17 protein-coding genes are annotated in these 26,487 nt (G+C 39.0%); 13 read left to right on the top strand and 4 right to left on the bottom strand.

The window, feature by feature from the left end:
• Positions 1 to 564 (top strand): carbohydrate ABC transporter permease (locus HWQ37_RS31355; protein ID WP_292754663.1); only part of this gene is annotated, 564 nt, incomplete at its 5' end.
• Between the two features lie 83 nt (positions 565 to 647).
• The gene (locus HWQ37_RS31350; RefSeq protein WP_292754660.1) at positions 648 to 1,475 is read left to right on the top strand and encodes an Rpn family recombination-promoting nuclease/putative transposase; all 828 of its coding nucleotides are present in this window, start codon (positions 648 to 650) and stop codon (positions 1,473 to 1,475) included.
• Positions 1,476 to 1,489: 14 nt separating this feature from the next.
• Here the strand turns inward: HWQ37_RS31350 and HWQ37_RS31345 are convergent, their stop codons facing one another.
• Positions 1,490 to 7,402 carry a translocation/assembly module TamB domain-containing protein gene (locus tag HWQ37_RS31345; protein ID WP_292754657.1) on the bottom strand — a complete coding sequence of 1,971 codons (5,913 nt, stop codon included), beginning with the start codon at positions 7,400 to 7,402 and terminating at the stop codon, positions 1,490 to 1,492.
• A gap of 359 nt (positions 7,403 to 7,761) precedes the next feature.
• Here HWQ37_RS31345 and HWQ37_RS31340 point away from each other — a divergent pair, with 359 nt between their 5' ends.
• The 3 genes from HWQ37_RS31340 (at position 7,762) to HWQ37_RS31330 (ending at position 11,367) form a co-directional block, all read left to right on the top strand.
• On the top strand, positions 7,762 to 9,045 hold the full coding sequence (locus HWQ37_RS31340; protein WP_292754654.1) for a tyrosine-type recombinase/integrase: 1,284 nt from the start codon (positions 7,762 to 7,764) through the stop codon (positions 9,043 to 9,045).
• Between the two features lie 857 nt (positions 9,046 to 9,902).
• Complete coding sequence (locus HWQ37_RS31335; protein ID WP_292754650.1) at positions 9,903 to 10,679, top strand: hypothetical protein; 777 nt, start codon at positions 9,903 to 9,905, stop codon at positions 10,677 to 10,679.
• Positions 10,680 to 10,707: 28 nt separating this feature from the next.
• Complete coding sequence (locus tag HWQ37_RS31330; RefSeq protein ID WP_292754647.1) at positions 10,708 to 11,367, top strand: alpha-ketoglutarate-dependent dioxygenase AlkB family protein; 660 nt, start codon at positions 10,708 to 10,710, stop codon at positions 11,365 to 11,367.
• 92 nt (positions 11,368 to 11,459) lie between these two features.
• Here HWQ37_RS31330 and HWQ37_RS31325 read toward each other — a convergent pair whose 3' ends face one another.
• Positions 11,460 to 11,642, bottom strand: a complete 183-nt coding sequence (locus HWQ37_RS31325) for a hypothetical protein (RefSeq protein WP_193947370.1) — start codon at positions 11,640 to 11,642, stop codon at positions 11,460 to 11,462.
• Between the two features lie 123 nt (positions 11,643 to 11,765).
• Between HWQ37_RS31325 and HWQ37_RS31320 the strand changes: the two genes are divergently transcribed.
• The 8 genes from HWQ37_RS31320 (at position 11,766) to HWQ37_RS31285 (ending at position 24,812) form a co-directional block, all read left to right on the top strand.
• The gene (locus HWQ37_RS31320) at positions 11,766 to 12,143 is read left to right on the top strand and encodes a hypothetical protein (protein WP_292754637.1); all 378 of its coding nucleotides are present in this window, start codon (positions 11,766 to 11,768) and stop codon (positions 12,141 to 12,143) included.
• Positions 12,144 to 12,470: 327 nt separating this feature from the next.
• Entirely contained in the window at positions 12,471 to 12,914 is a 444-nt protein-coding gene (locus HWQ37_RS31315) for a DUF3110 domain-containing protein (protein ID WP_292754634.1), read from the top strand.
• Positions 12,915 to 13,024: 110 nt separating this feature from the next.
• Entirely contained in the window at positions 13,025 to 13,951 is a 927-nt protein-coding gene (gene murQ, locus HWQ37_RS31310) for an N-acetylmuramic acid 6-phosphate etherase (protein ID WP_292754631.1), read from the top strand.
• A 790-nt stretch (positions 13,952 to 14,741) separates the two neighbouring features.
• Entirely contained in the window at positions 14,742 to 15,941 is a 1,200-nt protein-coding gene (locus tag HWQ37_RS31305) for a response regulator (RefSeq protein ID WP_292754628.1), read from the top strand.
• A gap of 503 nt (positions 15,942 to 16,444) precedes the next feature.
• Entirely contained in the window at positions 16,445 to 16,807 is a 363-nt protein-coding gene (locus HWQ37_RS31300; RefSeq protein WP_292754625.1) for a response regulator transcription factor, read from the top strand.
• Between the two features lie 123 nt (positions 16,808 to 16,930).
• The gene (locus HWQ37_RS31295) at positions 16,931 to 17,404 is read left to right on the top strand and encodes a chemotaxis protein CheW (RefSeq protein WP_292754623.1); all 474 of its coding nucleotides are present in this window, start codon (positions 16,931 to 16,933) and stop codon (positions 17,402 to 17,404) included.
• A 126-nt stretch (positions 17,405 to 17,530) separates the two neighbouring features.
• Positions 17,531 to 20,839 (top strand): GAF domain-containing protein, encoded by a 3,309-nt coding sequence (locus tag HWQ37_RS31290; RefSeq protein ID WP_292754620.1) that lies wholly within the window; start codon positions 17,531 to 17,533, stop codon positions 20,837 to 20,839.
• Between the two features lie 373 nt (positions 20,840 to 21,212).
• Complete coding sequence (locus HWQ37_RS31285; RefSeq protein ID WP_292754617.1) at positions 21,213 to 24,812, top strand: hybrid sensor histidine kinase/response regulator; 3,600 nt, start codon at positions 21,213 to 21,215, stop codon at positions 24,810 to 24,812.
• Positions 24,813 to 24,822: 10 nt separating this feature from the next.
• Here HWQ37_RS31285 and HWQ37_RS31280 read toward each other — a convergent pair whose 3' ends face one another.
• Together HWQ37_RS31280 and HWQ37_RS31275 are read right to left on the bottom strand one after the other, a co-directional pair.
• The gene (locus HWQ37_RS31280) at positions 24,823 to 25,530 is read right to left on the bottom strand and encodes a Uma2 family endonuclease (RefSeq protein ID WP_292754614.1); all 708 of its coding nucleotides are present in this window, start codon (positions 25,528 to 25,530) and stop codon (positions 24,823 to 24,825) included.
• 54 nt (positions 25,531 to 25,584) lie between these two features.
• Complete coding sequence (locus HWQ37_RS31275) at positions 25,585 to 26,457, bottom strand: ABC transporter permease (RefSeq protein WP_292754666.1); 873 nt, start codon at positions 26,455 to 26,457, stop codon at positions 25,585 to 25,587.
• Positions 26,458 to 26,487: the final 30 nt, after the last annotated feature.

Raw genomic sequence — 26,487 nt, 5'->3', positions numbered from 1 at the left:
TCAATGGTGGTTGCGGGAATAGCTTGGAAATGGCTGTATGCAGAAAACGGATTACTGAATCAGTTATTTAAAGCTTTAGGTCTTTTTCCAGAAGGTATTCCTTGGCTAACTAGCCCAGCAAAAATTTTTGGCATTCTACCAATTTCTCTCGCCAGCGTCATGGCTGTCACCGTATGGAAGGGGTTAGGCTACTACATGGTGATTTATCTAGCGGGGTTGCAATCAATTCCTGGAGATGTGTACGAAGCTGCTGCAATTGATGGCTCTGATGGTATCAGCAAACATTGGGATATTACTATACCTTTGATGAAGCCATATTTAGCACTAGTAGCGGTGATTTCGGCTATTTCCGCGACCAAAGTGTTTGAAGAAGTCTACATTATGACTCAAGGGGGGCCACTCAGTAGCTCGAAGACAATTGTTTATTATTTATATGAGCAAGCGTTCAATAACTTGGAAATTAGCTATGCTTGCACGATTGGACTAGTGCTATTTTTGATAATTTTAGGACTGTCAATTTTGCGATTAGCTATTAATCAACAAGGTGATGATATCACACTTTAACATTGCCATAATTTCAATATATTAAATTTAGAAAAATCATTCTTAGCCACGAGAATCTGAAATTATTCAAATATCGAGAGTGCATGAAAACAGACACGATTTTTTACACTTTATTCCAAACTCTTCCAGGTGTGTTATTTGAACTTTTAGAACAATCGCAAGCCTTAGCTTTACACTACCAATTTACCTCAGTAGAAATCAAAGAATTAGCACGTCGCATCGATGGCTTATTCTTACCCAAACCTGACTACCCAGAAGATACAATCTATTTTGTTGAGGTACAGTTTCAGCGCGATGATGATATTTACTGGCGAATAATTACAGAAGCTTTCCTCTATATCAATCAATATAAACCTCAACGTCGCTGGCAAGCAGTATTACTTTTTGCTCAACGTAGTCTTGACCCAGGTATACCATTTATTTATCAAACATCATTAGCTCCACAGCAAATTCGTATAATTTATTTAGATGAGTTAGATGATGTACCATCATCTTCGATTGGGCTAGGCGTAATTAAGTTAGTACTTGCAACAGAAGATCAAGCAGTACAGCAAGCGAAAAACTTGATCAAACAAGTACAACAAACGGATGAAGCTAACCGTAGCAATCTTTTAGAATTAGTAGAGAGAATGCTTATCTACAAATTTGTAAACAAAAGTCAGCAGGAGTTAGAAGCGATGTTTGGATTAACCGATTGGAGACAAACTAAATTTTACCAGGAAGTAAAAGAAGAAACAAAGCAGGAAGTAAAAGAAGAGGTTCGTGAAGAAACAAAGCTCGATACGATACCCCGTCTACTCAAGTTTGGTTTAAGTATAGAGCAAATTGCTGAAGCATTAGAATTGAATGTTAAACAAGTACGACAAGCTATTGAGAAGCAAGGAGAAGAGGGAACAGGAAGTAATTCGTAATTGCAAAGATTTCTTTAGAACCGTGTTTGATATTCCACTACTGCACGACTGTCATCGGTTAAGTTAGTGGAAGCACGCACACGAAATTCATTGTTTATTCGGTAATTAATACCCCATTGGAAAGGGTCATTTGTTGTCAAAATTTTGATACTAGAAACGGATATCTTAGAAGAAATGTCAACCCCAGCCTCTGCTGCTAATTCCAAAGTTGAATTGCTTCTTCCGGCTTCAGGATTCTCAGAGATAACGGTAGGAAATATCCGCAGTTCACTTAAGCCAAAGGTACTCCCAATCTGGTTAAAAGCTGACTGAAAATTGTTAAGCACAGCCGAACCTGCAATATTAATCAGACCTAAAGTACTGTCAGCACGTCCTTGGGTGTCTACAAATCCACCTCCTAAAAGAGCAACAATTTCGGTTTGACTACGTGATGGACTACTTGTTAATTCTAAATTTTCATTTAGTTTGCTAGCTAAACCTTTGATAGTGGCTTCGACTCGAACACTCTCTAATGCTGATAAATTTGTAGAATTTACCCGGCTGAAGTCATTACTTTGAGTTACATCCAGTACTTTGGCAAATAGCCGAATATCTAAGTTGGGGTCGCGGGGTTGAGAAGGACTAAAAGTTGCAGTGTGTTTATAGCCACGAACAAGGTTGAATTGGGTAGTAAATAAATTTACCCCTCCTTTTTCTAACTGGATAGTGCCATTGGGTATAGGCTGATTGATTAAGCCGTTAACTATAAGATTACCAGAAGCGCGGAAGTTGAGAATAGGGTCACGGGTAATTTGGACGTTTTTACCTAGTTCCAAATCTAAATTATTAAATCTGGCGTTCGCATTTCCTGTCCCATTGCCAATTTCAGATTTGCTCTGCTTATTGTCTTTTGTGGGTGATACGCCAATACTACCATTTTCAGATGTCGTGGCGTTGGTAGATTCTGCCAGTAATACCTTACCATCAAATAAATTTACTCTACCGCCAATTATGGGATTAAGGGCAGAACCAGTAATCTGCAAATTGCCACTAGCGCCTCCCTGATAAAGTCCCTTAAGATTCAACGCTAACTGATCGAGATTAACAGTCAGGGGATTTTTGATAGTTACGTTCTCATTGTTGAAGATGGGAATTTCTCCAGCAGCTTCTACCTTCCCACGGCTAAATCTACCTTGAAGATTTTCTACTAAAATGCTGTCAAAATTAAACAGCACTCTACCTGTGACACGTCTCAACTTACCTGGCAAAGCTTGGGCTGAAAAAGTTGCATTATTAATAGTAGCAATTCCATTGACTTCGGGTTTTTGCAGTGTTCCCCGCACCTTGAGGTCTACTTCTCCTTCACCTTTTTCAAATAACACTTGATTAGTCAATGCGTTTAACAGTCCCAATCCCTCGTTTTCCAACTTCATATCCAAACTGATTTGATCGCTGTCTGGTGCAACGGAAGCAAAAGGCAATTTATAAGGGATACTGCCAGTAATATCAACAGGTTTTGGCCCAGCAACTGCGACAGTACTACCAAAGTTTAAGCGTCCATTGGCATAGCTGAAACTTGCGATCGCTGACTCTATTTTGCTCTGATTTAGTATTCCTTCTGTGATTTGTAATTCCCCTCTAGCTTGGGGATTAGAAATGCTGCCGGCTAAAGCTGCTGTACCGTTAAGATTACCTGTGATTCCAACTGGTAGTTTAACAACATTATTTAGTAGTTTTACCGGAAAATTATTCACCCGCAACTGTCCAGATTGTTCATCACCGCCAACGTTACCGGTAAACGCAATTAGCCTGTTTTGAGACTCAATTCGTAATGGTCGCAAACTTAAAACACCGTTTTCAAAGTTGCCTTCAGCAATCACTTTGTCGGCAGTATAAAAACGATTTCGTTCTTCCTTTTTACCCCAGGCAAAGTTTTGTCCATTCAAATTAAAGTCCACTGATAATCCATTGGCTGTAGCCGTATTTACAGCCACTTCCCCATTGAAAGTCCCCTTTAAATCTGCCAAATCTGGTATTGGAGTAGAATTAAGTCGCTGTTCTTCCTGTTCTGCCACCAAAGCTTCAATTTCAGAAAATCGTTGGATTTGGGTTAATAAGGGTTCATTTGGCGTTCCTTGAGGGTTGGTATTCAGATCGGCTGCTGTGCCGTAGATTTCTGGTGAACCACCTGGCAAATTTTGTAAATCAAATACCCGTGCTACAGCCAGAACATCTTGAACCTCACCCTGCTTGACGTTCAGTTTACCTTGTAATTTAGGCCCTTTAGCACTTTGAGCCACAGTACCGACCAAGGCATAGCTACTTTTTCCCTTGACAAATTCACTACTAGTGAGTGTGGCTTTACCGTCACCGTAGCGGAATTGAGCAGCTAGACGATCGCCTTTAACTCGGCCAATTTGCGGATTAGCGATCGCTAAATTCCCTGTTGTTGCCAATGTCTGTTGATTAAACAACAAATCCCCAGTTAACAACCCAGTTATTTTACCACTACCCAGTCGAGTAATTGGCGGCGGAGTCAAATTCAATATTTGTAAGGGGAAATTTGCAACTTTCAGCGCCCAATCATTCCCTTGAATATTACCTGTGGCTGATGCTTGCTGCCATTTGACTAAGAAAGATTTCGGGCGATTATTGGCATCTAAATTGAAGGATAAGCGATCGCTATTACCCGCCAAGTTCAAGCTCAAACCGCGTCCCTGTACTGAATCGATGTTTCCAGTTAACAACGGCTCAAAAGCAATGTCTTGAACAACCAAGTCTCGTAAGTTGATTTGCCCTACTACATTTGGTAAAGGTAGTTTACCAGTAATTTGACCATTAAAATCTACTTTCCCCGCCACAGCAACTTGATTGGGAAGATTGATCGGTAACTGTTTTAAGTTGTAATCCTGCGCCTGGACGTTGAGATTTAAGGCAGTAATTTCCGGTATCCCTGCCTTCGTAGCATTGGCTAATATATTACCAGTCACACTTAAACCGGGAGCAGTTGCTCGCTCAATGGTCAGCCTTTCACCACTCCATGCGATCGCAGCTGTCAAGGGTTGCTCTAAACCAGGGATACCTTGAGATAATTGTACCTGTCCAGCAGCACGCACATCAGCTAATTTGGCCGATCCGAGCGTGCCGGCTAATTGCAACTGACCGCCAAACTGACCCCGCAATTGCTGATTTAACCGATTTAATTCCACACCGGCAGCATCAACGACAGCTTGATAGCGACCATTAGCTACTTGGATATTAGAAGCTGTAATATTTCCACCTGCAACATCCAGCCGTCCCTGACCGTTGGCTTGGATAGTTTGTGGTTGGAAGGATTCAACAGAACCCGCCACGTTTGCTTGACCAGTTAACGTCCCTCTAAACTGCGGTGGTACTGCTGCTAACTGCTGTAACGGTACATTATTTGCCTGAACTTGTGCCTGATATAAACCATTACCCACTTGGATATTAGAGGCAGTAATCGTTCCACCTCCAACATCCAGCCGTCCTTGACCGTTGGCTTGGATAGTTTGCGGTTGGAAGGATTCTACAGAACCCGCTAGGTTTGCTTGACCAGTTAACTTCCCTCCAAACTGCGGTGGTACTGCTGCCAACTGCCGCACAGGTACATTATTTGCCTGAACTCGCGCCTGGTATAAACCATTACCCACTTGAATATTAGAGGCTGTAATCGTTCCACCTCCAACATCCACCCGCGCTTGACCGTTGGCTTGAATAGTTTGCGGTTTAAAAGAATCAACAGAACCGGCTACGTCGAATTTACCAGTTAATGCCCCTTTAAACTGCTTTGGTAATGTTGCCAACTGCTGCACAGGAACATTCTTAGCCTGAACTTGCGCCTGATAAACACCATTAGCCACTTGGATATTAGAGGCTGTAACCGTCCCCCTGCCAATAGCAAGACGACCCTCACCACTGCCACGGAAGGTTTTCAGGCTGAAATTCTCTCTGTCACCTGCAATTTGGAACGTACCCGCCAAAGGATTATCTAAAGCTGGGGGAGACTGTTTCAATATTTGTCCCAACCGTACACCATTAGCTACAAGTTGAGCCGAGAAACTTTGGTCTTGCAGTTGGATATTAGAAACTGCAACTGTGCCGCCACCAATTTGAACTCCTGCGCCATCACTGCGAATTGTGGCAATTTTAAATGGTGCTGTGCTGCCAGAGAGGAGGAGGCGACCATTGAACAATGCCCCCGCTAAAGAGACATTTTGCAGTTTGCTTTTGTCTACAAAGGGTTCTAATTTTACCCCAGAGGCAACAGCTACAGCTTGCCAGCGCTCATTGGCATAACTACCAGTTGCCCTAACTGTCCCACCACTGACATTTAGAGCCACATTGCGGAAAGAGACGTTGCGATTTGGAGCGATCGCAACTTCGCCCGTTCCGGGGTAAGTTCCATTAGGAGCTTGGTATTTTACCACAGTTTCGACATTGGTAGGAGCGCCAGTTAGTTGGGCAGTAGCGGAGACATTGCCGATTTGAAAAGTGGGTGTTGTTTCGTAAACTTTAGCGATCGCATCCCCTGGAACATTCTTGGCAGCGAAATTTAAATCCAGTCGTGGGCTTTTACCAAGTTGAATTGTACCAGCGCCCGTAATCTCACCACCAACTTTAGCTTTACCTTGAATATCTTTGAGGGTAATTAAAGAGGAACTAGTAACAAGCTCAAACTTACTACTGATGCGATTAAAATCAACTTTATCAATTCGGGCAGTTTGAATCGTGGCAACTGAGCCGGAGAGAATTGGCTCTTTAGTTGCTCCAGTAATTTGCAAATCAGCTTGTACTTGTCCTGCGATCGCTACAGGTAATTTTACCTTGAGAGTCTCCTGGGCATTCGCCAAACTCACGGCATTTACACGCGCTGCCAACTTCAAACCTGCTTTCGTGTCAACGATTCCCGTAGCCACTAAAGGAATTTTGCCGTAATTGCTAGTAACATTATTTAACTGCAACTCCGTTCCTTGGAAGTGGAGACTTCCTTGGCTATTGCTCAACAGTTGCGGGACTTTGGGTATTTGCAGCGTTACCCCTTGCACAGTAGCGTTGCCAAACAATAAAGTTTGCTGTCCTGGTGTCAACCGAACTAACAAATCGCCATTGGCTCGACCCGCCTGTAAGTTCAGTGGTAACTTAATCAACCGAGTAATATTCTCAGCCAGAAAATCTTGTGCTTGCACCTGGAAGTTCCCTGCTAGCACCCTAGAACGTGTCTCTCCCTGAATGGAAATATTGCCACCACTGTCTGCTTGACCCCCGACTTGAAAGCGGATCAACTGGTTATTTGCTAAAAGTTGAGCAGATCCGTTGAGTTGAGAAAATGTGACGGGGGATGAGGAGGATGAGGGCGATGTTGCTCTCTTATCTTCCCCTGCTCCCCCATCTCCCCCTACTCTCTCCTGCGGCATCAATGCAAGCTTGGCATTGCGAAACCGCAGGTAGTCCAAATCGGTTTTAATCGCGCCGCCTTGACCTGACGACGCGATGGTAGTGGAAACCCAACGCCCTTGGTCATCCTGTTGAATGTAAATATCTGGGTTGACTAAGGTTACATCTAGCTTTAAATGACGGTTAAAAATTAGTTGCAACAGATCGAAACCCACTTCTACAGATTCGACTGTGGCCCGGTCTGGATCTGTGGCTGTGGCTGGAATAGTTGAAGCCCCAAACTGCACTCCCGTCAACGAAAATTGTGTAACTCTTCCCAGGTTTACCGGACGATTGAGTGTAGTCGTGAGACTTTGTTGTGCTAAGGGCGTTAACTCTGTTTGCACAAAAGTCCACAACCGCCAAATCCCGACAATAACTCCTAACAGTAAAAGTCCGCCCAAGGCAATGCTACCCCGACTCAATACCAGCAACCACAGACGCTTGCGGTTAGGGGAAGGATAGTAAGGATCTTGATTAGGAGATTTAGTCATTTGCTTTCACTGTATTAATTGCCGGATGTCGCTGGCACACACAAGCATTAACTGGCACATTGGTTCAGTATGCCATTTCCAGGATACGCCAACTAAACCCAAGACCCCATTGGTTGAGTTACGGTATTTTCTCGATCCAATACTTATGCTTAATAATATTGGCGTTTTCAGGAAAATCTGAATAGAGTGAAAATTATTCCTGTGACTTTCCTTGAGGCACAATCTCGAACTTTAATATGAATAAACCTTAAAAAGGACAGATGATTACACCAAGGCGTCAAATGATACTCATAAGGTATTCTAGTATTTAAGCAGTTATTCAAAAACTGAAATAATAGAAATTACTATAGAATTACTAGATGTACTCAAAACGTCCAAATATTAAGGGTTCTAGCCGATTAGCCGATGTAAACGTAGGAACTGACAAAGGTTCTCTCCGGCTTCAGTTCAGTACTAGGGTGAGTCAGGAGTTCTACGGCAAACGTCAAGCATATAAAGGATTAGGTAGAAGTGATACCCCAGAGAACAAGCAATGGGCTGATGGTATAGCTAGGCGGATACAAGCTGATATCGACCATCCAGACGGAGGATTATTCGATCCTACCCTAGCTAAGTATTTGGATATCAAGCCGATGTTAGCCACTGTTACTCAGTTACCGACTGCGAGAGCATTGCCTACATTGGGAGAGTTGTGGAGTAAATATATCGCTTGGAAACTGCAAACACAACAAATTGCTGAGTCAACACATAGGACACTATACCAAACTACTTACACTACATTGCTAACACCTTTTTTGGAACAAGAGTTTGGAGAAGAAACAGCAAGTTTAATTATTAATACATTGAATGCAAAAAAAACTGGTAAGCACTTAATAAAAACTTTGTACGGTGCTTTGTCTTCTCTTTCCTTATGGGCAATTAACAATAATTTAGGAATAAACCGAGATTATTTTAACGAGATTAAAGAATCTTATCGACTGCCTAAAAAATCACAACAGTTACAAGAGGAAGAAGATTATAAAGCTTATACTCTGGAAGAGAGAGATATAATTATCAATGCATTTTATGAATCAAATAAAAAACACGAAAGAGAAGTTGCGAATTTAATTGAATTTTTATTTCTTACTGGATGTAGACACGGAGAAGCATTCGCACTTAGATGGAAAGATATTAAATTTGATTCAGGATGGATAATTTTTGGTGAAAGTTATTCTTATTCATTGAAGAAAACTAAAACCACTAAAACAGAAGTAATTAGATGGTTTAAAATGAAAGGTATGAATAGATTAATTAATCTATTAAAAACTTTGAAAGAAAAAACAGAAAATGATGATGAATTAGTTTTTAGTAACAAAGGTAAATACTATGACTCACCTAAGATTAGAGTAGCTTGGAACCATAATAACCGTGTAAATGAGGACGGAAAGGCTTATAGTTATCCTGGGGTTGTTAGTAGACTCGCTACTCAAGGATTAATACACGGTTATCTTAAACCCTACTCTACTAGACATACTTTTATTAGCATTCAAGCTAATAACGGTGCTGACTTGGGTTTATTAGCTGACAGTTGCGGCAACAGTGTGGACACTCTTATTAAGCATTATCTACAACCGGATAAGGAAAGAGTACTGAAAGACATCTAAGTAAATAGAGAAGTGTAGTTGAAATTACTCCAAGTAGAGACTCTAAGTAAATTAAAACCTTCTAGAAATAAGCATTCTAGAGGGTTTTTTGTGTATGCCACTTACACTAAATAGCTGTTTAACAATCAAAATCACACTCACCCTTGAGAATCTTTTTTTTGAAATGTATGTGTAGAAAGCATTTTAGACACTGCAACACTGTAATTTTATTTTTGGTGGCAGTAACGACGTAGCAGACATACTTTCACACTCATCATGGAAAAAAAATAACAATAGATTTGATGCTTTATTGTCGAGCGTTAATATCTTTGTATGACGCTACTTGTTTGCTAGAAACAGTATCTAGCCGCACAAGACTTTCTCCCATAAAAAAGACCTCTAACTACTAGAGGTCTTTACTTATTGAAAGTTCTTCAAGTATTACTCTAAGAATTTTAGAAATATACGACTATGAGATGTTGAAGTGATTAGCAAAACTGAATATCAGAGTTGTGCAAGAAATTTCTAGTCATCGGAACTTATAGTAATTGCAGAAATATAAAGATTTTAAAAATCTGATTAATCTGGAACCTTTATTAAATAAAGATTTCGTAGAGCCTAAATTTTATAAAGTACAACAGTCTGAAGCTTGTTAAGCGGTGAAATATCAACTAAGTATAATTATGTATAACCTAGTATCAATTATGAGAAAAGCTGTTTTTTTGTATTTATCCTGGGGAGATATATGGAAGGTTTCACCAATAATACCCTCAGAGTCAATACATAGAAAAAATCAGTATAATAAGTATTAGATGTTTTATAGGAAGCTGGGTAACTTAAGAGAGTAGTCAAATCCACTCTTAAGGCTTCTTATGCTCATGTCAAATCCGCAGAAAGAACAAACAAGGTTTTTCAATGATATTTACAAACCCAGAACAATAAACCTTCCATTTCCTTATGACAATTTAGACCACGGTAAAAAAGTACTAGATAATGAGGCAGAATGTGATAGATATATTGGTCTCTATGGCGGGCACCACTTTCATAAACTCTATGAAGCGTTTCCTTCAACTAAATTTGAGAACATGGAAGCTAAAAACATAGAAATTATCGATTGGGGATGTGGTCAGGCGCTTGCAACCTGTGTTTTAATCGATTATTTTTTTGAAAATAGCTTTAGACCTAAAATAGAATCAGTTGCACTAATTGAGCCATCAGCGATCGCGCTATCGCGTGGCTACAGCTTTGTTTGCCAAATGTTACAGCCTAATTTCTCCAGTAACTCTACAATCAAGACAGTCCATAAGTGTATAGATAACTTAAACTATAGTGATTTTGATTCAAATCCTAGCAATATTAAAATTCATCTTTTTTCAAACATAATAGATGTTGAATACTTCGAGATAAATAAGCTATATCAATTAATAATTAATTTATTTAAAGGAGAAAATCGTATTATTTGTACAAGCGCATCTCGGTATACAGCTATTAGCAGGATAGATAATTTCTATAATCTGTTTATCAATAATTCTACAGTTATAGACTCATGTAAGTCATCTGAAGCAATTTTTAAAGAAATCTTTTTTAACAAAAATAAAAGATTTGAAATAGGAAAAATAGAAAGGTATGAACGACAATTTACTGTAAGACTCTAAAGCAGCTTTAATAAAAAATAGATTTGTTATGAATGCAATTCAAGGCGACTTATTTTCTGGATTTGACTCTGCTATTAATGAGCCAAAAAAGAGTGCAGAGAAAGAAGTCCTATCTATACCAGATGCAGATATAACTTTCTATCACAATTTTTACAATCAGCAAGAAAGCGACGAGCTTTTTCAAACCCTGTTTAAGGAAATAAAATGGCGACAAGACAGAATGAAGATTTTTGGTAAGGAAGTAAACTTGCCAAGAGAAACTGCTTGGTATGGAGATAGAAATAAGTCATATAAATTCTCAGGCATTCATCTTGATCCAGAACCTTGGACACCTACGTTGCTACAAGTAAAAGAGAAAGCTGATAAAATTGCAAAAGTTAAGTTTAACAGCGTTTTGCTCAATCTTTACCGAGACGGAAATGATGGAATTTCCTGGCACACTGATGCTGAACTCGAACTAGGTAGCAATCCTGTAATTGGTTCTGTTAGTTTTGGTGGAGCAAGAAGGTTTATGTTTAGGCATAAGCATGATAAGGCTTTGAAAGCCGAAGTTGAGTTAACACATGGCAGTCTCCTTGTTATGGCGGGAGCAACGCAGCATTTTTGGCAGCATCAGATCCCAAAAACATCGAAGAAGGTTCAACCAAGAATTAATCTAACTTTCAGGGTAATTGGTCATTCCTGTTGAGGGTATTTGGAAACAAACAATTATTTGCAATATATAACCTCTCTTACACAGTAGAGAGGTTTTTTATATTCAATAAGTTACCGAACAATTAATTACACGTCCTCATCTAGCGCTTTCTGAATAGCTTGACGACAAAATTCAGGCGGGTCATCCTTAGCTTTAACTGCATCCTTCATTTCCTTGGTAACACGAAAACTTAATTGGTAAGTCAATAACTCACTACCCTTTGGTTGTGCTGGTTCAAAATTCTGAGGATTACCTTTAGGGTTAGGCATTGTTGAGAGATGTAAATAAGGCTTGATACTAACGAAACCATTAGAATAGAGTTTTATGTCGGTGGTGATAACAGTCAGCAAAACAGTACACCACCGATACCACTTTTAGCAAATGGCTACTCTATGTTTACACGAACAGAACTCGAAATCAAAACTATTCAAGACCTTCGGGACTTGTGTCGTAGATACGGACTTAAGCCTACTGGGAACGCTGGATACAAGAATTCATATATTGTAAGCTTGATGTCATTCCCAGCGATCGCACTTAAACAGATGGAAGACGGTAGAGGAATAAAAAGGTTAAGTTTTGAAGCATTCCAGAATATTGGCGCAGCATTAGATCAGATGAATGATCCGACTGATGAACAAGCAGCACTTATCAAGCTAACGATGGAAGAGAGAAGATTACGTGCGCCGCTATCCTGGGAACAGCAAAAGCTACTTAACCTCTACATAGCAAAACAGAAACTAGAAGAAGTCATGTATTTATTAGGTGAGTAAGTAGCTTAAAAATTTCAGATTAATAACTAAAGACTCTATATAGAGTCTTTTTTGTTTGTTTGTGACGAAAGTTCTTAGAGTAATAGTCTAAGAAGTACGGGGTAACTGATATATATTAGGATATTTATGTTTATGGTCTTTTCTGAGGTGAGAGATATGTGAGCATATATTGAGCATCGATATTTAGTAATTATTTATACCTAAAATAGAAAATTACTAGATAGATCAAATTACCAGAAATAGTAGTTCAAATGTACTGAAAAGGTTAAATACTAGAGAATTAATAGAAGATAGAAAAATACAACCTGAAAGTATTGGTTTAACCTTATGATTACGCCTATGCGTGTTTTTGTGTTAATTTTTAATCCTCGAACGGAAAATGAGGGGATTCACACGATCCGGGAAGGCGATGCCGACGGCAAGCTACGCAATAAAATTCTGATGTTCGAGTCAGAAGACGATGCGACGCGCTTTGCTCTGATGTTAGAAGCTCAAGATTTCCCCGCACCCACGCCGGAGCCGATGGATGCTGAGGAAATCAAGGAATTTTGCGAAAGTGCTGGATATGAATGGGAAATCATCCCAGAAAACAGCAATTTAGTTGTAACTCCCCCAGAACTGAATGTGGAAGAAACTGACTGGCAAGCAAACGCCCAGAAGGAGGATACTATTGAAGACACCTTCCCTCCCAATCAACAGCCACTAGAAGAACCAGACTTGTCTGATTCTGAACTAGAGAAAATTCGTCGCAAATTGGAAGGATTGTTGTAAGTAGTCATTAGTCATTAGTCATTGGTCATTGGTCACTGGTCACTGGTCGCTAACTGACAAATGACAACGGACAAATGACAACGGACAAATGACAAAGGACAAATTGATAAATGACAAATTTGCAGGAACGCGGGCATCTTTTAACTGAGCTGGTAAATCCTAACAGTCTGAACTTAGACCAGCTCAGTTCTCTAGAATTGGTGGAGTTGTTTAATGACGAAGACCAAAAGGCTGTCGCAGCAGTTGCAGCAGCGAAAATTCAGCTAGCAGAGGCAATTGAGCGCACCGCAGAGCGTTTGCGCCACGGAGGACGCTTATTCTATATCGGTGCGGGTACAAGTGGCAGATTAGGGGTGTTAGATGCTGCTGAGTGTCCACCTACTTTTTGTACGCCCCCAGAGTTGGTACAGGGAATTATTGCTGGTGGTGCTGGCGCACTAGTACGCAGTTCTGAGGATTTAGAAGACAGTATCGAAGATGGTGAAAGTGCGATCGCCAGCCGACACATTACCCAATTAGATGTCGTCGTTGGCATTACTGCTGGTGGCACGACACCTTACGTCCACGGTGCGCTTCATGCTGCTCGTGGGCGAGGAGCCACAACTATTTTTATCGCCTGTGTTCCTGCTGAACAAGTTAGCTTTGATGCCGATATTGACATTCGCCTATTGACAGGGCCAGAAATAATCGCCGGTTCAACTCGCCTGAAAGCTGGTACAGCCACTAAATTAGCTTTAAATATCCTTTCTAGTGGCGTGATGGTTAAGCTAGGCAAAGTTTACGGCAATCGCATGGTGGATGTGGCTGTAACAAATCAAAAATTACGCGATCGCGCTTTGGGAATTTTGCAAGACCTCACAGGTTTAAGTCGGGAAACTGCTGGTTTTTTACTAGAACGTAGTGGTAAATGGGTTAAGCTGGCGCTATTGATGCACTGGACTGGTTTGGAAAAGGAAGAAGGCGATCGGCTACTTTCAGAACACCAAAGTAATCTTAGAGCAGCTGTCGTCAGCTATGAAAACCATAAGCAACCTTGAAGAAATTTTCTAAATAAATACTTTTTGAAGAAGAATACAGAATTCAGAATTCAGAATCAAGACGCTCTCTACGAGACGCTAAAAGCGTAGCTTGCTTCTCTGTAAGAGTACGCGGACTCGCTAACGCTGCGCTATCCACCAGTCGCACAGAATTCATTCTGTTAGCGGTAGCGGGGCGTTTAGCCCATTCTGACTCCTGACTCCTGAATTCTGTTCGATAATCTGGCTGCTACTGGTTTTAGTAGCACGCCTTTTTTTAAGAAAAATATTCCCTAAAAAGTTGACACTAATTAACATAATTAAGAATAGTAAACTTAAATAAATATTTTTACCATATATATTGTCAATCTAAATAACTAAAGCAGAATTGTCTAAAGACTGCTAATATTTTTAAACAAAAATTCAGAACTTATACGGATATGATTCAGTATGAAAATTCTTAAAATAATATATTAATACATCATGATGGCGACTATGGCAACCTACTTTAGTCATAAATATTAGCAGAAAAGTAAAGTCTGCCAATAAAAACTCTATCCTAGATAAATTATTGACTAGCAGTAGTTTTACTATCTTAACATCTGCCTTGCTTTTAATAATCTTGATTTAGACTGTTATATACCAAATGCATTTCCGGCTATATAGCTAGAACACTGTGACGGAAGTGTTTCCTAGCTTTAAGAAGTGATTTAAAAAATTTGTCTGGTTAATTGAGATGGTAGATAGATTTACGTAGTGTTCTACTAGTATTGGTTTTTAATGGCTAGCTTTTTAATAAAAGGAACAAAATATGCCCCCTCAAGAAGTTATTTCAAATAATCTAGTAAATGAATTTAAAACTTGTACTCAGTTGCAATACAATGGCAAATTAAATATTAAGAGTTCAAAAGGTAGCCAATGGACTTTTTACTATCGACTAGGAAGGATAGTTTGGGCGACAGGGGGGACTCATCCCTTCCGGCGTTGGCGTAGACATATAGCTCAAAATTGTCCCCAAATTGATGTTGATAAGTTGCAGTTACGTGTGCAAGACCTATCAATTGATTACTGGGACTATAAACTGATAGAAGTATTTTATAAAAAACAGAAAATTCAGAGAGAACAGATTCAATCTATTGCTGAAAATACAATAGCAGAACTATTATTTGACCTAGCTTTGCAAGGAAACTTTGCTTCTATAAGTTGCAATCGCAGCCAAGAAGTTATCTTAGAAACTCCAATGAGCTTCACGAGTGCGGAAATGTCTGTAAAGCACATGCAAGACTCATGGAAAATTTGGTCAGAAGCAGGTTTAGCAAATTTTTCTCCTGACTTGGCACCAATTCTACGCCGACCAGAACAACTTGAGCAGATGGTAAGTCCATCTGTCTACAAAAACTTTGTGAATTTAATCAATGGTAAATTCACTCTGCGAGATTTGGCGATGAAAATGAAGCAGAGTGTACTACCACTTACCCGTTCGTTGCTTCCCTATATCCTTAAAGGAATCATCGAATTGGTAGAAGTACCTGACTTGCCTTTCGGAATTACTGAAGTCAACAATAACTCTAGCAGCACACAAGCAAAGAAGCGGATTGCTCCACTAGTAGCTTGCGTCGATGATAGTCCTCAAGTATGTAAAATGCTAGAGGATATTGTCACTTCTAATGGATTGAGATTTGTCAAAATTCAAGATGCTGTACAAGCTCTACCAACCCTGATTCAGGATAAACCAGACCTGATTTTCTTGGATTTGATTATGCCAGTTGCTAGTGGTTACGAAATTTGTACTCAGTTACGACGAATATCTACCTTTTCCAACACACCAATAATTATATTAACAGGCAGTGATGGTCTTTTAGATAGAGTTCGTGCCAAAGTAGTTGGTTCTACAGATTTTCTCACTAAACCTGTAGTGGCTGATAAGGTAATGGGTATAATACGTAAATATTTACCTACTCAGAGCATATCCACCGATAAGAGTAAATCTAATTTAGAGGTTTTTAATTAGGGAGAATTCAAGGCGATTTTTGATTCTGAATTCTTCCTCAACATTTAGAGATTTTTTCACCTCAGTAAAAATTAAATTATTGAGGTTCAATAATTTTAGATTGACTCTACTCCCCAAATGGGTGGCTTGTCAATTGATTTGGGATTTTAGATTTATTCTCGCCTAGAAATTAACTTGTTCTCAGTCTTTTTTAAATTTTGAATCTTCTCCTGACGGAGAGGCTACGCCAACAATCCAAAATTCGGTTATAAAACTATCTTATATTTCAATATATTAAGTTATATTTATTACGTACTTTTTCTGAGGTTGATATATAAAGATTGAATCAAAATTAGACAAATACAAAAACTTGTATTTATAGCAGTCCTATTTGATTTGTGAAATATTGGTTAAGGCAAAGGGGTTAGGGCTAGTCTCTAGTCCCTTCTATGTCTTTTTTGAGGAATCATTTAGGATTTGTCTATTTTGTTTACATTTTGAGAAAAGGTTAACGAGTAATTGCCATGAATACTGTTTTAGTTGTTGAAGATGGCTTAACAGATATGGAAATAATCAGCCGTTACTTGCAACAGGCAGGTTATTCTGTGATTAGCGCCACTAGTAGTGAAGAGGCTCAAGACAAAATAGATAAAAATAAGCCAGACTTAATATTTCTCGATGTAATTTTACCAGGTAAAAGTGGCTTTGAAATTTGTCGAGAACTGAAAAATAATCCCGACACTAGCAATATACCTGTGGTTTTTTGCTCTACAAAAAATAGCGATGTAGATAAAATTTGGGGTAATATGTTAGGCGCTGACGGTTATCTATCAAAACCGATCGATCGAGACGAACTAGTGGTAATTTTAAAGCGATTACTTAATTAGTAGAAATCTCATAAATCAACAAAGATGAGAAGTCACTATTTCTCAAATAGAATTTTTCCAAGAATAAATAAAACTGCAAATAGTGGCTAGAGATAAATAATCAAAGATAAAGGATCGATAGCTTTGGAAACTCAGGAAAAGTTTTTAAGTTTTAATTTGGGAGTAAGTGATACAGCCGTAATTTCGTTACAACACATCACAGAAGTTTTGCAAGTATCATTACCAGAAATATGTGGCGTTCCTCAGATGCCAAGTAGCGTATTGGGTATTTATAACTGGCGCGGTGAGATGCTTTGGCTAGTGGATTTAGAGGCAATGTTAGGTTATCCTCCAATTTTGCAAGGGACAAATTTAGTTTCAAAAATGATGGCGATTGTTCTGGAAAATAAGGGTAAGTATTTGGGACTATTGGTACGACAACTTATAGATATTGAATGCCTAGACACTAAAGAAATGAAACCGGCAACTGCTGAATTATTTTATCCGACAATATCACCTTTTTTACAGGGATATTTTATTAATGATTCGGAGGACATGATTTTTAATTTAGATGCTACAACTATTATTCAAGCTCCGGCGTGGGGTATTCATAATTGAACATTTAGCAATGTCTGATTAGGTAGATTGTTTGGAAAATTCCTAATCTTTAATGAGTAAATATCAGATAATTCTTGTCTGCCACATATCAAGTTATTACCCATCACAATTTTTGAGGTAAATCAAATGACATTTTTGTATAACAGTAGCCATGATAACGAGCATCTAATCTCGGAATTGGAAAATCAGAATGGGAACCCTAATGTAGCGAATATTGCTAGTAATGAAATATCTTTATTAAATGCGATCGCTCTAGAATTTAAAACTTGGCGGCGACAGTTGAAAGACATCGCAACTCACATGCGCCAAGCCCCAGACCTTGATACATTACTTAAAATTACTGTAGCACAAATTAGAGAAAAAATTGGCTGCGATCGCGCGTTAATTTATCAGTTTACTTCACGAGAATCAGGGAATGTTTTAGCAGAATCGAGAACACTAGGTTGGACTCCAACTTTAGGCGAAAACATTCCGGGAATTATTTTTGGCTTATATACCAATCAAGACTATGTAGAAGCTGTAGTTATTGACGATATCAATCAGATTCAACTTACCCCTTATCAAAAGCAACTGCTAGATAAATTTCAAATTAAAGCTAGTCTGAGTTTACCGATTGTAGTAGAAGGTAAAGTGTGGGGCTTACTAGCAGTCAATAATTGCTACTCAACGCGGCAATGGCAAGAAGTAGAAATTAGCCTACTATCTCAAATTACAACAGAATTGATTTATAAGTTGCAGAGTTTTGAATTTAAACAAGAACAGCAACATCGGCTACTAGCAAAAAAATCGGTAGCTAAAGTCATCGACAAAATTTTGCGCATATCAAATGTTGATAAGCTTTTTCAAACAACCACTCAAGAAGTACGTCAATTACTAAAATGCGATCGCGTCGGTGTCTATCGCTTCAAACCTGACTGGAGTGGCGAGTTTGTCGCTGAGTCAGTAGGTAATGGCTGGATAAAAATGGTCGGCCCTGATTTTTACATGGTCTGGGAAGATAGCCACTTACAAGACACTCAAGGAGGACGTTATGCCAAAGGTGAAAGCTTTGTAGTCAATGACATTTATCAAACGGGCCATGCTCAATGTCACATTGACATTTTAGAGCAGTATGAAATGAAAGCTTACATCATTGCACCCATATTTGCTGGAGAAAAATTATGGGGTCTGTTGGCAGCTTACCAAAATTCTGGGCCTCGTGATTGGCAACCTTGGGAAGAAACCTTTGTAACTCAAATTGGGCTGCAATTTGGTGTGGCTATCTCACAAGCGGAATATCTCGAACAAGTACAGATAAAATCTGAGCAACTAGCTCAAATAGTTGAACAAGAAAAAGTTTTCACTAAAATAGTCAACCGCATCCGACAATCTTTAGATGTAGAAAGCGTCTTCAAAACAACCACTCAAGAAGTACGTCAATCGCTACAATGCGATCGCGTCGCTGTCTATCGTTTTAACTCTGACTGGGGTGGCGAATTTGTGGCTGAGTCTGTGGGTACTGGTTGGACAAAACTGGTAGGCCCTGATATTAAAACCGTTTTGGACGATACCTACTTGCAAGAAACTAAGGGAGGTAGGTATGTCAGAAATGAAAACTTTGTCGTTAATGACATCTACGAAATCGGGTTAGCTCCCTGTCATATTGAGATTTTAGAGCAGTTTGAAGCCAAAGCTTACATCATTGTCCCGATATTTTTTGGGGATAAATTGTGGGGTTTACTAGCAGCTTATCAAAATTCTAACTCCCGTGAATGGCAAACCTGGGAAGTAAACTTCTTGGTGCAGATTAGCTTGCAATTTAGTCTAGCTAAATCACAGATAGATTATTTAGAATTAGTTCGAGTGAAATCTGAAAAACTAGCTCAGATCGCCGAACAAGAGAAAGCTGTCACCAAGATCAGTAACCGCATCCGCCAATCTTTAGATGTAGAAGAAATCTTCAAAACAACTACTCAAGAAGTAAGACAATTATTACGATGCGATCGCGTTGCCGTGTATCGCTTCAATCCTAACTGGAGTGGTGAATTTGTCGCAGAGTCAGCAGGTCATCTGTGGGTAAAACTGGTGGGCCCCGATATCAAAACCGTCTGGGAAGATACCCACTTACAAGAAACTCAAGGAGGTCGATATATTCAAGGAGAAAATTTTGTTGTAAATGATATTTATCAAGTAGGTCATTCTCCTTGTCACATTGAAGTTTTAGAGCAATTTGAAGCCAAAGCTTATGTAATTGTTCCTGTATTTGCTGGCGAACAATTGTGGGGATTGCTGGCAGCTTATCAAAATTCGGGAACTCGTGATTGGGAAGAATTGGAAGTCACTTTGTTAGCACGTATTGGCAGCCAATTAGGACTGGCATTACAACACACCGAATATTTGCAACAAGTACAAGCGCAATCAGCAAAATTAGCAGAAGCAGCAACACGAGAAAAGGCAGCTAAGGAGTTACTGCAACAACGATCCATTCAACTCTTAAAAGCCCTTAGACCCGCCCTGAACGGCGACTTAACGGTACGCGCACCAATTACAGAAGACGAGCTAGGCACGATCGCTGATGCCTATAATAATACTCTGCAAGCGCTACGGGAAATTGTGGTTCACGTACAAGGGGCTGCTCAACAAGTTGCCCAAACTTCTAGTAATAGCGAGGCTTCACTAGCGGGACTAACCAATCTGGCGCAACAACAGTCTGAGGAAATTACCGCAGCTTTAGGTGACATTCAACAGATGGTAGACTCTACTCAAGCTGTAGTAGCGAATGCAGAGTTAGTACAACTAGCAGTACAAAAAGCCAATCAAACTGTAGAGTCTGGTGATACTGCCATGAACTTAACTGTAAAAGCAATCCAAGGAATTCGTGAAACCGTTGCTCAAACCAGCAAAAAGATTAAACGTCTCAGCGAATCCTCGCAAAAAATCTCCAAAGTGGTGAATTTGATTGGTAATTTTGCTACACAGACAAACGTACTCGCTTTGAATGCAGCCATTGAAGCGACTCGTGCTGGTGAATATGGTAAAGGCTTTGCAGTTGTGGCTGATGAAGTGCGTTCTTTATCTCGACAATCAGCAGCAGCAACTATCGAAATTGAAAAATTAGTTCAGGAGATTCAAGCAGAAACCGGAGAAGTTGCAGTCGCAATGGAAACTGGTATTCAGCAGGTAGTAGAAGGTACAAATCTTGTTAGCGACACTCGCCAAAACTTAAATGCGATCGTTTCTGCGACTGCCGAAATTAGTCAGCTAATCGAGCGAATTACCGCAGCAACTCAAAAGCAAATGGCACAATCTGTAACAGTAACTAAATCAATGCAAGATGTTGCAGAAATTGCCGATAAAACTTTTGCTGAATCTCAAGAAATTGCAACTGTGTTCCAAGATTTATCAGGAATGGCGCAAGAGTTATTAACAGCTGCTAGTAAGTTTAAAGTGAAATGAAAAATAGTTAGTAGTTATTAGGTCAAAGCACTATTTTATTCGTAAATTTAAAATGCTTTGACCTTAATTACTTATAATTCATTACAGTTCAGTTAAGGCTAGCAGTCTTTGTCAAAGTCATTGTTTTAACGTAGACGCTTCTCTACGAGACGCTACGCGAACGGCTTCCCGCAGGGTACCGCAGAGGCGCAGAGAACGCAGAGAAAAGAAGGAGAAGGAAAAAATTGCTTAACTGAACTGTATTGACTTATAACTTTTTAGTTAAAGGTAGGAGAAGAGTAATTGATAGAGAGTCTTATTCACCAGAATAGTTTTAAATTTGCTTTAGAAATTATTCACCTATATATTAAACTCCAAGAGTAACGGGAAAATTATGATCACAGATAACGAAATTCGTGAACAAGGGTACATCTACTTTCTAGCTGAAGCCCCAGAATTAGTTCAAATTATTGAACAAGAACTATTTAGCTTATCAGAAGATTATAGTATTAATAAAATTCACAACTTAATGCGGGCTACCCATACACTTAAAGGTGGTGCTGCTAACGTTGGGCTAGAATTAATTAAGACGATCGCCCATTTTTTAGAAGATGTATTTAAGGCTTTATACAATCCCAAAGTTGTAGTTGATGCAGAATTACAAACACTTTTGTTGCAAGCTTATGAGTGTTTGAGTATAGCATTAAATACTGAGTTAATAGGCAGTACTGTTAATGATGAAGAACTGCTTCATCGAGCGACTTCAGTGTTCGCACAGTTACAAGAAAATCTGGGTGATGCCTTTGGTGCTGAATCTCATATTCCTACTTCTGAAGAATTGGGATTTGATATTGTACAGTCAGTTTTTGAAGTAGGAGTAGAACAACGTCTAAATAGTATTGCTGACATTATTAATAATCCACCAAATAGTGAGGAATTTATTGAGTTTTTACACTCTCAAGCTGAAGTATTTCTTGGCTTGGCAGAATCTCTAAATTTACCCGGATTGGGAGAAATTTCCCAAACAATTCTCTCCGCACTGCAAGCAAATCCCAGTCAGGTACAGCAAATTGCAGAAATTGCCCTTACAGATTTACAGCGAGCAAAAAAATTAGTATTAGAAGGCGATCGCACATCTGGGGGAGAAGTTTCTTCAGGTTTACGAAAACTTACAATAGTAGCAAAAAATGACTTGTCTGAAGAATTATTAGATAATTCATCTGCGAGTAGTTTTCTGATTAATGAAGAAGAATTTTATCAGTTTCTTACTATATCTGATAACAATAAAAATGAATCGGTAAAACCAACAACTGCCAAATTCTATTTAAAAGTAATTCGCTACATTTTTGGCTGGTTTAATCACCAGATGCAAATACCAGAGTCAGAACTAAGTTTAACTTTATTAGTTCCCAGATTAGAAAGAAAAAGTCTACTTAATTATATCGACAACTGGCTGAAAACCTTTCTTGATTTTGTTCAAGATGAAGAAGATAGTCAAAGTCTTTGTATTTATCGACGTGGGATCATCTTAATCATCCTATTTGCAGTTGCAAAGTTTCAATATTCTCTGAAAACATCTGATAGTTATCTCTCAGCAATTAAAATCTTACAAAACCAAATTTATAAATTAGCAAAAGAATATAAAAGTTATCCTCCTGTTACTAGCGAAGAGAAAAATTGGCTTGATAGTCCCAAGTTACAAAAACTGTTAGTGATTAAAGAGATTGTATCTTCTCAATCAACTGATAACTTACTAGAAGCAATATGGGGAGAAGAAGCTAGAGAAAACCTTGCTGTTGAAGTCGTGACGAGCCAGACCGATGATTATTTAGTCAGCAAGCAGGTAGTTGTAGAGGTTCAGGAAACAGCCATTGAAGTCATGCCTGAGATAGCTACACAAATCAACAAAGAAATAGAAGATAAATCACAGTATGTTCAAACTAAAAACTTTCGTCAACCTTCATTTATTCGGGTAGATACAGAGAGACTGCAACACCTCAATTATCTAGCAGGAGAATTGCTGATTTACCAAAAACGGCGTAGTTTGCAAGATGAACAAGTCAAAGAAATAATTGAGCAATTAACACAACAACTCACTAGACATCAAACCACTTTAAATGAATTGCGCGATTTACCATTACAAATACAAAATATTACCTCACAACAAACGCAAAGTTTTGCAGTGGATTTTGACTCTCTAGAAATGGATGTATATACAGAATTCCACATGACATTGCATGAAGCAATAGAAGAAACATTGCAACTACAAGAAACCACAGAGTCTCTTGACTTGCTTGTGACACAAGCTACTCAAATTAGTGATAAACAAGAGAATTTAACTCTTAATATTATAGATAGCTTAGTCGAAGCACGAATGTCGCCTTTGGGTAATATCTTGAATCGCTTCCCCCACATGGTAAATAAATTGGGGAATGTTCATGCCAAACTTGTAGAATTGAAACTTACGGGTAGTGAAGTACTGGTAGATAAAGCGATCGCAGAAAAGCTCTACGATCCCTTGTTACACTTAGTACGTAATGCTTTTGACCACGGTATAGAAGCTCCGCAAGTTCGCCGAGAGCTTGGTAAACCAGAACAAGGTTTAATCGAAATCTGCGCTTATCATCAGGGTAGCCAAACTGTTATCGAAGTTCGAGATGATGGACAGGGATTGAATTTAGACAGAATTCGGAGAAAAGCTACTGAACTTTATTCGATACACACCGAAGAAACAACTAGAATTTCTGCTTCTAATCTGGCTGAACCTGAACTTTTAGATTTGATATTTTCACCTGGATTTTCTACTGCTAATAAAGTGAGTGAAATTTCTGGGCGCGGTATGGGTTTAGATATTGTGCGTACTCAAATGCACGCACTCAACGGCTCGATTTCAGTTCAATCCTTACCCAATCAAGGAACAATATTCACCCTCAAAATTCCTTTTTCTATGACTACAGAAAAGTTAATGCTAGTTCAAGCCAAAGGTGTTGTTTATGGTTTGATGTTGGACAGTATCGAAAAAATATTGATTCCCTCTGAACAACAGATTAAAGAAATTGAAGGGAAAAAAGTCTTGCATTGGAATATAGACAACGATGAGACTATGGTTAGCCTTCGTCAACTTTCAAAGTTGATTAATTATAATGATTCATTCTTTAATCCTGCTACTCCATACAACACATCAAATACTCATAACCCAACCATAGCCAAAAATCCGGTGCTTTTGCTCCAGCGAAATCAGGGAAAAATTGCCTTAGAAGTTGACCAAATAATTGGCGAACAAGAATTGGTAATCAGACCTTTAGGAAATGCGATCGCACCGCCAAAATACATTTATGGTTGTAGTAGTTTAGCCAATGGCAATCTCATTTTAGTAATTGATGCTTTGTTGCTGGTAAAATCTAGCGAAATTCAACAAACAACACTTGATATCAGGGCGCTACCAGTAGCTTCTTCGTCAAAGAAAAAAGCCTTGGCGATATCAGGGCAGACTTTTTCATCTACACCATTACTTGCAGCATCGACTTCCACAACAACTATAGAAACCGAAGCCAGTTATTCTCAAGAGCCAGATTATAAATCACCAAAAGTTGTTTTAGTAGTAGATGATGCAATTAGTCTCCGGCAAACTCTCTCTCTAACTCTCCAAAAATCTGGCTATCAAGTAATACAAGCTCAAAATGGTGTAGAAGCTCTAGAAAAATTGCAGTTACACCCTGAAATTAAAGTTGTTGTCTCCGATTTAGAGATGCCACGAATGAATGGTTTTGAGTTGTTGAGCAATTTCCGCCAATACACAAATTTAGCAAAAATACCTGTAGTAATTCTGACTTCTCGCAGTGCTGAAAAACATCGCCAGCTTGCTCAAGAATTGGGTGCAAAAGCTTATTTAACCAAGCCTTTTTTAGAGCATGAGTTTATCTCTAAAATTAAAGAGTTAATGAACAGTAATACAAATGATTTAGACCATTTACTCATGATGAAAAATCATTAATAATTCGTAATTACGAATTATCAGGTAGATTATTTGGATCTACACCTAGAGAACGTAAATACTGGGCTAACTGTTCAGCCCTTTGCCGTTCTTGTTGTGCCTGTTCTGCATCTGTTAAATAGCGGTTTCCTTGCTCACCATACCAACATAAAAACTCCTGTTGTATGCCGCCAATTACAGCTTGGTGTCGCCCTATACCTAAACCCACCTCTGGCATCAAATAGGGTTCACCTATTTGTAGTTGGTAGTTTCCATCGATTAACTTATACACTTCAAAGGGTTGATGTTGGTCGCGTCGCCAAAACTCAGGGTTATAAATTACGTAGTACAATACACCGAGTTTTCTATATATATCTAGCTTCTCGTCGTATTCACCTCCTGGAGTGTGGGATACCATTTCTAATGTGAATATTGGAACTATCCCATTTTCTTCCCAAACCGCGTAACTTTTGCGTGATTTTCCACCTTTTTTCCGTTCTACTCCTAGACTTAAAAAAGCATCTGGGACTACAGGTACTCTAGGGTTTACTCCTGTGGTGTGATAGACTCCCATATCTACACCAAAGTACCAATCCAGCCGATTTGCCCAAATGGAGTTGAGTAAGAAAAGTAAAATATTGGGCAAAAAGTTCTGATCTTCGTTATCCACTGGTGTATCGTCTGAACAGGGGAGTTCGTCAGTAGTTGGTAACGCATTTTTGAGATCGGGTGAGAGCATAACCGTTGTCTCGCTGGCGTTTGATGCCTTTATTATAAATGAGTGACGAAAAGTTTAACGTTTGGGTGTAGTTTCACCAAACTTAATTAAAAGTGCGATCGCAATGCTAACAAACAAAATTAACGTCATACTCAAGGCTGAACCGAATCCCCAATTTTGCGTTGCTCCCAGAAACTGGTTATAAACTAACCGCGCCGCCGTCATACTAGAAGCACCACCGAGTAATTCTGGATCGACAAAATCCCCTAAACCTGTGATGAATACAAGCATGGAAGCAGCCGCGATTCCCGAAAAAATTTGCGGTACGGTTACTTGGAAAAAAGTTTCCACCGGATTTGCACCTAAATCAGCCGCAGCTTCTAGCAACCGCTTGTCTAGCTTTTCGAGAGAAGCATATAAAATCAAAACCATATAAGGTAACAAGCTATAACTCATGCCAATCAATACAGCTTGACTATTATTAAGTAATTCTAAACTAGGCAAGCCTAAATTGCTGAGTAAACTGTTCAATAAACCAGTAGGGCGAAGAATTGTAATCCAAGCATAAGAACGAAGTAACGAAGAAGTCCACAAAGGCAATATAAAGCCTAATAGCAGCAAATTCCGCCAACGCTGCGGTGCTATTTGAGCAATCCAATAGGCGACGGGAAAGCCCAAAATTAAACAAATTATCGTAGTACCAAAGGCAAAAAATAGCGATCGCCCAATTACTTGTATATAAAGGGAGTCAAGTATTCGGATGTAGTTTTTGAATCCGTTGGGATTAACTATATCTCCCGGTCGGATGTCTGCAACTAAACTTAACTCGAAAATTATCAAAGTTGGTAACACCAACAAAAGTAATAACCAAATCCCAGATGGTGCAAGCAATACCAAGGCTTGCAGCAAATTTCCTCCTGGGCGATGCAATTCTTCTATTTTAGAAATATTAGTTTTTTCCAAATTAATCACTCCTAA

The sequence above is a fragment of the Nostoc sp. NMS4 genome (assembly GCF_017115095.1).
GTDB lineage: Bacteria > Cyanobacteriota > Cyanobacteriia > Cyanobacteriales > Nostocaceae > Nostoc.
This window is presented reverse-complemented; position numbering and strand designations above follow the sequence as displayed.

Coding starts and splice junctions, on each gene's coding strand:
- murQ (WP_292754631.1), top strand. CDS start 13,025: ATGACAAATTTGCAGGAACGCGGGCATCTTTTAACTGAGCTGGTAAAT.
- HWQ37_RS31315 (WP_292754634.1), top strand. CDS start 12,471: ATGATTACGCCTATGCGTGTTTTTGTGTTAATTTTTAATCCTCGAACG.
- HWQ37_RS31300 (WP_292754625.1), top strand. CDS start 16,445: ATGAATACTGTTTTAGTTGTTGAAGATGGCTTAACAGATATGGAAATA.
- HWQ37_RS31345 (WP_292754657.1), bottom strand. CDS start 7,402: ATGACTAAATCTCCTAATCAAGATCCTTACTATCCTTCCCCTAACCGC.
- HWQ37_RS31280 (WP_292754614.1), bottom strand. CDS start 25,530: ATGCTCTCACCCGATCTCAAAAATGCGTTACCAACTACTGACGAACTC.
- HWQ37_RS31305 (WP_292754628.1), top strand. CDS start 14,742: ATGCCCCCTCAAGAAGTTATTTCAAATAATCTAGTAAATGAATTTAAA.
- HWQ37_RS31350 (WP_292754660.1), top strand. CDS start 648: ATGAAAACAGACACGATTTTTTACACTTTATTCCAAACTCTTCCAGGT.
- HWQ37_RS31335 (WP_292754650.1), top strand. CDS start 9,903: ATGTCAAATCCGCAGAAAGAACAAACAAGGTTTTTCAATGATATTTAC.
- HWQ37_RS31330 (WP_292754647.1), top strand. CDS start 10,708: ATGAATGCAATTCAAGGCGACTTATTTTCTGGATTTGACTCTGCTATT.
- HWQ37_RS31340 (WP_292754654.1), top strand. CDS start 7,762: ATGTACTCAAAACGTCCAAATATTAAGGGTTCTAGCCGATTAGCCGAT.
- HWQ37_RS31320 (WP_292754637.1), top strand. CDS start 11,766: ATGTTTACACGAACAGAACTCGAAATCAAAACTATTCAAGACCTTCGG.
- HWQ37_RS31290 (WP_292754620.1), top strand. CDS start 17,531: ATGACATTTTTGTATAACAGTAGCCATGATAACGAGCATCTAATCTCG.
- HWQ37_RS31325 (WP_193947370.1), bottom strand. CDS start 11,642: ATGCCTAACCCTAAAGGTAATCCTCAGAATTTTGAACCAGCACAACCA.
- HWQ37_RS31285 (WP_292754617.1), top strand. CDS start 21,213: ATGATCACAGATAACGAAATTCGTGAACAAGGGTACATCTACTTTCTA.